The organism is Geodermatophilus sp. SYSU D00697 (genome assembly GCF_054050175.1).
The window spans coordinates 41,252-50,061 of the sequence record NZ_JBJGYV010000034.1; the positions used below are offsets into that span (position 1 = coordinate 41,252).

Annotated in this window: 11 protein-coding genes; 10 read left to right on the plus strand and 1 reads right to left on the minus strand. The window is 75.5% G+C overall.

Features of this window, described 5'->3' with window-relative positions; translation table 11 throughout:
- The first annotated feature begins 93 nt into the window (after positions 1-93).
- Genes mltG through nusB form a run of 10 tightly spaced genes read left to right on the plus strand, consistent with a single transcriptional unit; the run spans position 94 to position 8,457 of the window.
- On the plus strand, positions 94-1,518 hold the full coding sequence (gene mltG / locus ACI79C_RS21680; protein ID WP_456947756.1) for an endolytic transglycosylase MltG: 1,425 nt from the start codon (positions 94-96) through the stop codon (positions 1,516-1,518).
- On the plus strand, positions 1,511-2,344 hold the full coding sequence (locus ACI79C_RS21685) for a shikimate dehydrogenase (RefSeq protein WP_456947757.1): 834 nt from the start codon (positions 1,511-1,513) through the stop codon (positions 2,342-2,344). The genes mltG and ACI79C_RS21685 overlap by 8 nt, the downstream gene beginning before the upstream one ends.
- A gap of 5 nt (positions 2,345-2,349) precedes the next feature.
- Positions 2,350-3,024, plus strand: a complete 675-nt coding sequence (locus ACI79C_RS21690; protein ID WP_456947758.1) for a prepilin peptidase — start codon at positions 2,350-2,352, stop codon at positions 3,022-3,024.
- Positions 3,025-3,060: 36 nt separating this feature from the next.
- Positions 3,061-4,239 (plus strand): chorismate synthase, encoded by a 1,179-nt coding sequence (aroC, locus tag ACI79C_RS21695; RefSeq protein WP_456947759.1) that lies wholly within the window; start codon positions 3,061-3,063, stop codon positions 4,237-4,239.
- A complete protein-coding gene (locus ACI79C_RS21700) occupies positions 4,236-4,823 on the plus strand; it encodes a shikimate kinase (RefSeq protein ID WP_456947760.1) in 588 nt (195 codons plus the stop codon). Before aroC ends, ACI79C_RS21700 begins: the two co-directional genes overlap by 4 nt.
- A gap of 47 nt (positions 4,824-4,870) precedes the next feature.
- On the plus strand, positions 4,871-5,920 hold the full coding sequence (gene aroB, locus ACI79C_RS21705; protein ID WP_456947761.1) for a 3-dehydroquinate synthase: 1,050 nt from the start codon (positions 4,871-4,873) through the stop codon (positions 5,918-5,920).
- Complete coding sequence (gene aroQ / locus ACI79C_RS21710; protein ID WP_456947762.1) at positions 5,917-6,351, plus strand: type II 3-dehydroquinate dehydratase; 435 nt, start codon at positions 5,917-5,919, stop codon at positions 6,349-6,351. Before aroB ends, aroQ begins: the two co-directional genes overlap by 4 nt.
- Positions 6,352-6,376: 25 nt before the next feature.
- On the plus strand, positions 6,377-7,477 hold the full coding sequence (locus ACI79C_RS21715; RefSeq protein WP_456947763.1) for a M24 family metallopeptidase: 1,101 nt from the start codon (positions 6,377-6,379) through the stop codon (positions 7,475-7,477).
- Complete coding sequence (efp, locus tag ACI79C_RS21720) at positions 7,478-8,038, plus strand: elongation factor P (protein ID WP_456919315.1); 561 nt, start codon at positions 7,478-7,480, stop codon at positions 8,036-8,038.
- Positions 8,039-8,049: 11 nt separating this feature from the next.
- Entirely contained in the window at positions 8,050-8,457 is a 408-nt protein-coding gene (nusB, locus tag ACI79C_RS21725; RefSeq protein ID WP_456947764.1) for a transcription antitermination factor NusB, read from the plus strand.
- 55 nt (positions 8,458-8,512) lie between these two features.
- On the opposite strand, the gene ACI79C_RS21730 is transcribed toward nusB, so the two are convergent.
- Positions 8,513-8,671, minus strand: a complete 159-nt coding sequence (locus ACI79C_RS21730) for a hypothetical protein (RefSeq protein ID WP_456947765.1) — start codon at positions 8,669-8,671, stop codon at positions 8,513-8,515.
- Positions 8,672-8,810: the final 139 nt, after the last annotated feature.

Here is an 8,810-nt window from a genome sequence, read left to right on the forward strand (position 1 = left end):
ATGACGTCCACCGTGCGCTCCCCGGGGGCGCGCGCCGGCCGCCACGAGGACCGGAGCACCGGACCGCTGCCCCCGCCCGGTGACGGCAGGGGCATGCCCCGCCCGCCCGGCCGGAGCGTGCCGCGGGAGGAGGAGGCCGGGGCCGGCCACCCGTCGGCTCCGCTGCCGGACCTCCCGCCGCGGCCGGCGGGCACCTGGTCGCGCATGCGGCGGCGCACCGACGCGCACCCCGACGACGACCAGACCGTCGCCCAGCCTCTCGGTGCCCAGCCGGCCGTGCCCGGTGACCTGCACGACGACGACACCGACGCCGCCCACCTGGACCTGCACGGCTGGGACGACGACGACTCGACCGGCGGCCTCGACGTGATCGGCGCCTCCGCGGCCGAGGAGCCGCGCCGCTCCCGCCGCCGGCGGGACGACGGCGAGGACCCCGGCGACCGCCGCGGACGGCGCTCCGGCCGCGGACGGCGGCGCAGCCCGGTGGCCGCGATCCTGTCGCTGGTCGTGCTGGGCGGCCTGGTGGCGGGCATCGTCTTCGGTGGCAAGGCGCTGATCAACCTGGTCAACCCGCCCAGCGAGGACTTCGCCGGTCAGGGCACCGGCAGCGTCGAGGTGCGGATCGCGGTGGGGGACACCCTCAGCGACATCGCCCGGACCCTCGTCGACGGCGGCGTCATCGCCTCCGTCGGCCCGTTCGTCGAGGCCGCCGAGTCCGAGCCGGCGGCGACCGGCATCCAGCCCGGCGTCTACTCCATGCGGTCGCAGATGAGCGGCGCGGCCGCCCTCGACCTGCTGCTCGACCCGGCCAGCCGGCTCTTCTCACGGGTGACCATCCCCGAGGGGTTCACCGTCCAGGCGGTCCTGCAGCGGCTCGCCGAGGCCACGCAGACCCCGGTCGAGGAGCTGCAGGCCGCCGCCGCCGACCCCGCCGCCCTGGGCCTGCCGGCCTACGCGAACGGGTCCCTGGAGGGCTACCTCTTCCCGGCCACCTACGACTTCACCCCCGACGACGAGCCGGTGGACATGCTGCGCGCGATGGTCGGCGAGTTCACCGAGACGGCGACCGGCATGCAGCTCGAGCAGCGGGCCGCGGCCGCCGGCCGGTCGGTGCACGACATCGTCACCGTCGCCTCGATGGTGCAGTCGGAGACCCGGCTCGACGAGGAGCGGGCCGACGTCGCCCAGGTCGTCTACAACCGGCTCGACCAGGGCATCGCGCTCGGCATCGACGCCACGCTGGCCTACGGCCTGCAGAAGAACGGCAACGAGCTGACCGTCGACGACCTGCAGACCGACAGCCCCTACAACACCCGGACCCGGCCCGGCCTCCCGCCGACGCCGATCAGCTCCCCGGGTGAGGCCAGCCTCGAGGCGGCACTGGCACCCTCCACCGGGGACCTCCTGTACTACGTGCTGGAGTCCCAGGACGGTCGGCACTTCTTCACCGCCGACTACGCCGAGTTCCAGGCTGCCCGCGAGCGCTGCGCCAGCGCCGGCCTCGGCTGCGGTGGCTGACGGGGGGACGGCGGCGCTCCCGACGACCCCCACCCGGCGCGCGGCGGTCCTCGGCCGTCCCGTGGGCCACTCGCTGTCCCCGCTGCTGCACCGGGCGGCCTACGCCGCGCTGGGGCTGACCGACTGGACCTACGACGCGCTGGACATCGGAGCGGAGGACCTCCCGGTCCTCCTGGCCGGGCTCGGCGAGGAGTGGCGGGGCTTCTCGGTCACCATGCCGTGCAAGCAGGCCGCGGTGGACGCCGCCGACGTCGTCGACCCGCTGCCGCGGCTGCTGCACGCGGCCAACACCCTCCTCCGCTGCGAGCAGGGCTGGCGGGCGGAGAACACCGACGTCACCGGCATCGGCATGGCCCTGCAGCTCGCCGGGGTCGACCAGGTGGGCCCGGCGGCGATCGTCGGGGCCGGGGGCACCGCGGCTGCCGCCGCGGTCGCGCTGGCGTCCCTGGGCGCCGAGCACGTGGACCTCGTCGTCCGGGAGCCCGCCCGCGCGTTCGACGTGCTGCGGGTCCTGGAGATCCTCGGCGTGCCGACGACGGTGCGCTCGCTGGAGGGCGCCGTGGTGGACGCCGACGTCGTCGTGAGCACCGTGCCCGTCGGCGGGCAGCCGGTCGTGTCGGAGCTGCCCTGGCGGGCCGGGCAGACCGTCCTCGACGTCCTCTACGACCCCTGGCCGACGCCGCTGGCGACCCGCGTCCTGGCGGCCGGGGGCGCCGTGGTGGGTGGTCTCGAGGTGCTCTTCTGGCAGGCCACCGCACAGGTCGAGCTCATGACCGGGCACCCCGCGCCGATCGAGGCGATGCGCGCGGCGCTCGACGCCCGCTGACCCCCGTGCCGGCCACGGAGCTCCCGGCGGTCGCCGTCGGAGCGCTGGTCGTCGTCCCGGCGCTGGTGCTGGGGCCGTGGCTGGCGCGACTGACCGTCCGCCTCGCCGCCCGGGACGACGCCGCCACGGCGGGCCCGGTGCGCACCGGGGTCACCTGCCTCCTGGTCGGCGCGGCGTTCGCCGGGGTGCTGTCCCTGTCCGGGGTGCGCCCGGCCACCGTCGGCCTGGCGTGGGCCGCCGCGGCCGGGATCGTCCTGGCCGGCGTCGACCTCGCCGTCCACCGGCTGCCCGACCGGGTCACCTTCCCGGCCGGCGCGGTGGTCGCTGCCGCCCTGCTCGTCGACGCCGCCGTGCTCGGCACGTGGCCGGCGCTGCTGCGGGCGGTGCTGGCGGCCGCCGTCGCGTTCGGGCTGGCCGCGCTGGGGGCGCTCGCCTCTCCGCAGGGGCTGGGCTTCGGCGACGTCAAGCTGCTCGGCCTGCTGGGGCTGGTGCTCGGCTGGGTGAGCTGGGGCGCGCTGCTGGCCGGGGTGTTCCTCGGCCTGCTCACCGGCGCGGCGGTGTCGCTGGCGCTGGTGGCCACGCGACGGGCGGGGTGGCGCACCGCCCTGCCGTTCGGGCCGCCGCTGCTGGTCGGTGCGGTGCTGGCGCTGGCGCTGGAGGCCCCGCTGCCGCTGGCCTAGGCAGGGCCGGGGAACCCGGCTGGCACAATCCGGGACATGTTGCGCTGGCTGACCGCCGGTGAGTCGCACGGCCAGCAGCTCACCGCCATCCTCGAGGGCCTGCCCGCCGGCGTGCGGGTCCAGACCTCCGACCTCGACGTCGACCTGGCCCGTCGGCGGCTCGGTCACGGCCGCGGCGCGCGGATGTCCCTCGAGCAGGACGTCGTCACGCTCACCGGCGGGGTCCGCCACGGCGTCACCCAGGGCGGGCCGATCGCGGTCCAGATCGGCAACACCGAGTGGCCCAAGTGGGAGACGGTGATGTCGGCCGACCCGGTGGACCCCGAGGTGCTCGCGGGCCAGGCGCGCAACGCGCCGCTCACCCGGCCCCGTCCCGGCCACGCCGACCTCGCCGGCATGCAGAAATACGGCTTCGACGATGCCCGCCCGGTGCTCGAGCGGGCCAGCGCGCGGGAGACCGCCGCCCGCGTCGCCCTCGGTGCGGTCGCGCGGGCGTTCCTGCGCCAGACGCTGGGCGCTGAGGTCGTCAGTCACGTGGTGGGCATCGGGCCGGTCGTCGCGCCCGATGGCATCGTGCCCGGCCCCCAGGACAACCCGCGGATCGACGAGGACCCGGTCCGCTGCGCCGACCCGGAGACCAGCGCCCTCATGGTCGCCGAGGTCGACGACGCCCGGAAGAACGGGGACACCCTCGGCGGCGTGATCGAGGTCGTCGTCCACGGCCTGCCGCCGGGCCTGGGCAGTCACGTGCACTGGGACCGCCGGCTGGACTCCCGGCTGGCCGCCGCCCTCATGGGCGTGCAGTCGGTCAAGGCGGTGGAGGTCGGTGACGGACTGGAGACCGCGCGGCGCCGCGGGTCGGTCGCCCACGACGAGATCGTGCTCGCCGACGGCCGGGTCCAGCGGACCACCGACCGCGCCGGAGGCATCGAGGGCGGCATGACCAACGGCGAGGTGCTGCGGGTCCGCGCGGCCATGAAGCCCATCTCGACGGTGCCGCGGGCGCTGTCCACCGTCGACGTCGCCACCGGTGAGCCGGCGGTCGCGATCAACCAGCGCAGCGACGCCTGCGCGGTGCCGCGCGGCGCCGTCGTCATGGAGGCGATGGTCGCCCTCGTCCTGGCCGACGCAGCCCTGGAGAAGTTCGGTGGCGACTCGGTGGCCGAGACGCGGCGCAACGCCCGGGCCTACCTCGACGCCCTCGCGATCCGATGACCCCCGCCGAGCCGATGACCCGCGCCGATCCCGGGACCCCCGCCGAGCCGATGCCGCGGCCCGTCCTGGTCCTGGTAGGGCCCCCGTCGTCGGGCAAGACGACGGTCGGCACGGCGGTCGCCGAGATGCTCGGCGTCCCGTTCCGCGACACCGACGCCGACATCGAGGACGTCACCGGGCAGACCGTGGCCGATCTGTTCGTCGAGCGCGGCGAGCCGTTCTTCCGGGCGCTGGAGGAGCAGGCGGTGGCCCGGGCGCTCGCCGCGCACGCGGGGGTGTTGGCCCTCGGCGGGGGTGCGGTGCTCAGCGCGCCGACCCGGGAGCTGCTGGTCTGCTACGGCCGGTCCGGCGGCACGGTGGTCTGGCTCGACGTCGACCTGACCTCCGCAGCGGAGCGGGTCGGGCTCGGCCGGACGCGCCCGGTGCTCGGCATGAACCCGCGGGCCACGCTGCGCAACCTGCTGCTGGCCCGGGCGCCGCTCTATCAGGAGGTGGCCACGCTGACCGTCCCCACCGGCGGGCGCGAGCCCGGTGACGTGATCGCCGAGGTCGCGGCCGCCTTGCGTTCCCGGACGACGTCGTGAGCGCGGGCGGAGCAGCCGCCGGCAGCGGACCGATGACGTGGCGGCGGGTGACCGTCGCGGGCGGCACGCCCTACGACGTCGTCATCGGGCCCGGGGCGCAGGCCGAGCTGGGGCTGGTGCTGGCCGGCACCGCCCGGGCCGTCGTCGTGCACGCGCCGCCGCTGGCCGCCCTCGCCGGTGCGGCCGTGGAGACGCTGCAGACCGCCGGTGTCGCCGCGGAGGCGATCGTGGTCCCCGACGGCGAGGCCGCCAAGACCGCCGAGGTCGCCGCGCGCGCCTGGGAGGAGTTCGGCCGCCTGGGCCTGACCCGGTCCGACGCCGTCGTGGGGGTCGGCGGGGGAGCGGTCACCGACCTGGCCGGTTTCCTGGCCGCCACATGGGTGCGCGGCGTCCGGGTGGTGCACCTGCCGACGAGCCTGCTGGGCATGGTCGACGCCGCCGTCGGGGGGAAGACCGGCATCAACACCGCGGCCGGCAAGAACCTCGTCGGGGCCTTCCACCCGCCGGCCGGGGTGCTGGCCGACACCGACGTCCTCGCCGGGCTGCCCGAGGCCGAGTTCCGCGCCGGGCTGGCCGAGGTGGTCAAGTGCGGCTTCATCGCCGACGGCACCATCCTCGACCTGCTCGAGGCCGACCCCACCGGCCGCCGGGACACCGTCGAGCTCATCGAGCGCGCGGTGCAGGTCAAGGCCGACGCGGTGGGTGAGGACCTCTTCGACACCGGCCGCCGCGAGTTCCTCAACTACGGCCACACCCTGGGCCACGCCATCGAGCGGGTCGAGGACTTCGGCTGGCGGCACGGCGAGGCGGTCGCCGTCGGCCTGGTGTTCGCCGCCGAGCTGGCCGGCCAGGCTGGGCTGCTGACCCGCGCCGAGGTCGACCGGCACCGGGACCTGGTCGCCGCGATGGGGCTGCCCACCACCTACGCCGGTGACTGGCCGCGGCTGCAGTCGGTCATGCGGGTGGACAAGAAGGCCCGCGGCTCGTCCCTGCGCTTCGTCGTCCTCGACGGGCTGGGCAACCCGCGGATCCTGGCCGATCCGGACCAGGCCTGGCTCGACGCGGCGTGGACCGCGGTGAACGGGGGAGACGCGTGACGATCCAGGTGCTCAACGGCGCCAACCTGGGCCGGCTCGGCCTGCGCGAGCCGGACAAGTACGGGACGACGACCCACGCCGAGCTGGTCGAGCTGCTCGAGGGCACCGGGCGGGACCTCGGCGTCGAGGTGCGGGTGCGCCAGACCGACTCCGAGGGTGAGCTGCTCGGCTGGGTGCACGCCGCCTCCGACGCCGGGGACGCCGTGGTGATCAACCCGGGCGGCTGGTCGCACACCTCCGTCGTGCTGCACGACGCGCTGGCCGCCCTCAACGGCCCGCTCGTCGAGGTGCACATCACCAACATCCACAAGCGGGAGGAGTTCCGGCACTTCTCCTACGTCTCGCGGGTGGCCGACGGCGTCATCGCCGGCCTCGGCGTGCAGGGGTACGTGCTGGCGCTGCAGTGGCTCGTCGCCCGGGGGATCCGGTGAGGCGCGGACCCGGACGGGGAGCACGGTGAACCACGCCGCGCGGCGCGAGGCGCTGCGGGCCACGGCCGCCGAGCGGGGACTCGACGCCGTCCTGGTGACCGAGCTGCTCAACGTCCGCTACCTGACCGGCTTCACCGGCTCCAACGGCGCGCTGCTCCTGCGCACCGATGGCGGCGACGTCTTCGGCACCGACGGCCGCTACACCACCCAGGCCGGTGTCCAGGTGCCCGACGTCGAGCTGCACGTGGACCGCAACACCGTCGCCGCACTGGCCCGCGAGGCCGTGCGGCGCGGCACCGGCCGGCTGGGCTACGAGAGCCACCACCTGACCGTCGACGGGCTGCGCGCGCTCGAGGCCGTGCTCGCCGACGCCGCCGCCGGGGGCACCGTGCCGGAGCTGACCTCGATCCGCCGGGCGGTCGAGGGCCAGCGGGCGGTCAAGGACGACGACGAGATCGACGCGCTGCGGCGGGCGTGCGCCGTGGCCGACTCCGCGCTGGCCGAGCTGGCCGCGGAGGGGGCGCTGCGCCCGGGCCGCACCGAGCTGCAGGTCGGCCGGGAGCTCGACGCCCGGATGCTCGCGATGGGTGCCGAGGCGCCGTCCTTCGAGACGATCGTGGCCGCCGGCGCCAACTCCGCCATCCCGCACCACCGCCCCGACAGCACCGAGCTGCGGTCCGGCGACTTCCTCAAGCTGGACTTCGGCGCGACCGTCGACGGGTACCACTCCGACATGACCCGGACCCTCGTGCTCGGGCACGCGGCCGACTGGCAGCGCGAGGTGTACGAGGTCGTGGCCGCCGCCCAAGCGGCCGGCCGGGCCGCGCTGACGGTCGGCGCCGACGTGGTCGCGGTCGACGCGGCGGCTCGCGACGTCATCGCCGCGGCCGGCCACGGGGAGCACTTCACCCACGGCCTCGGCCACGGCGTCGGGCTGGAGATCCACGAGGCGCCGGGCATCGGCCAGCTCGGCGCGGGTACGCTGGCCGCCGGCATGGCCGTCACCGTGGAGCCCGGCGTCTACCTGCCCGGCCACGGGGGTGTCCGGATCGAGGACACGCTGGTCGTCACGGACGACGAGCCGGAGTTGTTGACCCTCACGAGCAAGGAACTGCTGGTCCTCTAGATGGCTACCACCAACGACCTCAAGAACGGCATGGTCCTCAACCTCGACGGCCAGCTCTGGACCGTCACCGAGTTCCAGCACGTCAAGCCGGGCAAGGGCGGCGCGTTCGTCCGCACCACGCTGAAGAACGTGCTCTCGGGCAAGGTCGTCGACAAGACCTTCAACGCCGGCACCAAGGTCGACACCGCGACCGTGGACAAGCGGAACATGACGTACCTGTACAAGGACGGCACCGACTTCGTCTTCATGGACGGCGAGACCTACGACCAGATCCACGTGCCGGCCGAGACGGTCGGCGGCGGGGCGGACTACCTGCTGGAGAACACCGAGGCCGTCGTCGCCGTCCACGAGGGCACCCCGCTCTACGTCGAGCTCCCGGTGACCCTGGAGCTGGTCGTGCAGCACACCGACCCGGGCCTGCAGGGTGACCGCTCCACCGGCGGCACCAAGCCCGCCACCCTGGAGACCGGCGCCCAGATCCAGGTGCCGCTGTTCGTCAACACCGGCGACAAGCTCAAGGTCGACACCCGCGACGGCCGGTATCTCGGCCGCGCCAACTGACGCACCGCACGATGGCTGCCCGGACCAAGGCGCGCAAGCGCGCGGTCGACGTGCTCTACGCGGCCGACCTGCGCGGCCGCAGCGCGCTGGACCAGCTGGCGGAGGAGGTGGCCGCCGGTCAGCCGCCGGTCAACGAGCACACCGTCCGGCTGGTCGAGGGAGTGGTGGAGCACGCGTCCCGCATCGACGAGCTGATCGACCGGCACGCCCGCGGGTGGTCGATCGACCGGCTGCCCGACGTTGACCGGGCGATCCTGCGGATGGGCGTCTTCGAGCTCCTCTGGGTCGCCGACGTGCCCGACCCCGTGGTGATCGACGAGGCCGTGGAACTCGCCCGCGCGCTGTCGACCGACGACTCGCCGGCCTACGTCAACGGCGTCCTCGGCGCGATCCTCGACACCGAGGTCCCCACCGGCTGAACCCGTCGGGACACCCGTCAGCGGCGCGGGCGCCCCGTGCGCCGTCCCGGCGGGCTCAGCCCCGCAGGTCGGTGCCGGGGCCGGCGGCGACCAGCATCGCGGCGAGCCGGGCGGCCGACCGCTGACGCTGGGCGCGGCGCAGGGCGGCCCGCCGGCGGGCGGCGAGCAGGAGGTCCCGGTCCAGGCTGGTGGGGACCGGGTCGGGCAGGGACATGGCGGGCTCCTCGCAGTTCGGCGCGACACCGCGGACGCTAGGGCGCCCTGCTGACAGTTCTCACTCCCCAATGCGGGAGGGCGGCTCCCCGCCAGGGTGTCCGGACGCGCGCGAGGCCCCCGACCCGTCGGTCGGGGGC

Coding starts and splice junctions, on each gene's coding strand:
- ACI79C_RS21730 (WP_456947765.1), bottom strand. CDS start 8,671: ATGTCCCTGCCCGACCCGGTCCCCACCAGCCTGGACCGGGACCTCCTG.
- efp (WP_456919315.1), top strand. CDS start 7,478: ATGGCTACCACCAACGACCTCAAGAACGGCATGGTCCTCAACCTCGAC.
- nusB (WP_456947764.1), top strand. CDS start 8,050: ATGGCTGCCCGGACCAAGGCGCGCAAGCGCGCGGTCGACGTGCTCTAC.
- ACI79C_RS21700 (WP_456947760.1), top strand. CDS start 4,236: ATGACCCCCGCCGAGCCGATGACCCGCGCCGATCCCGGGACCCCCGCC.
- mltG (WP_456947756.1), top strand. CDS start 94: ATGCCCCGCCCGCCCGGCCGGAGCGTGCCGCGGGAGGAGGAGGCCGGG.
- aroC (WP_456947759.1), top strand. CDS start 3,061: ATGTTGCGCTGGCTGACCGCCGGTGAGTCGCACGGCCAGCAGCTCACC.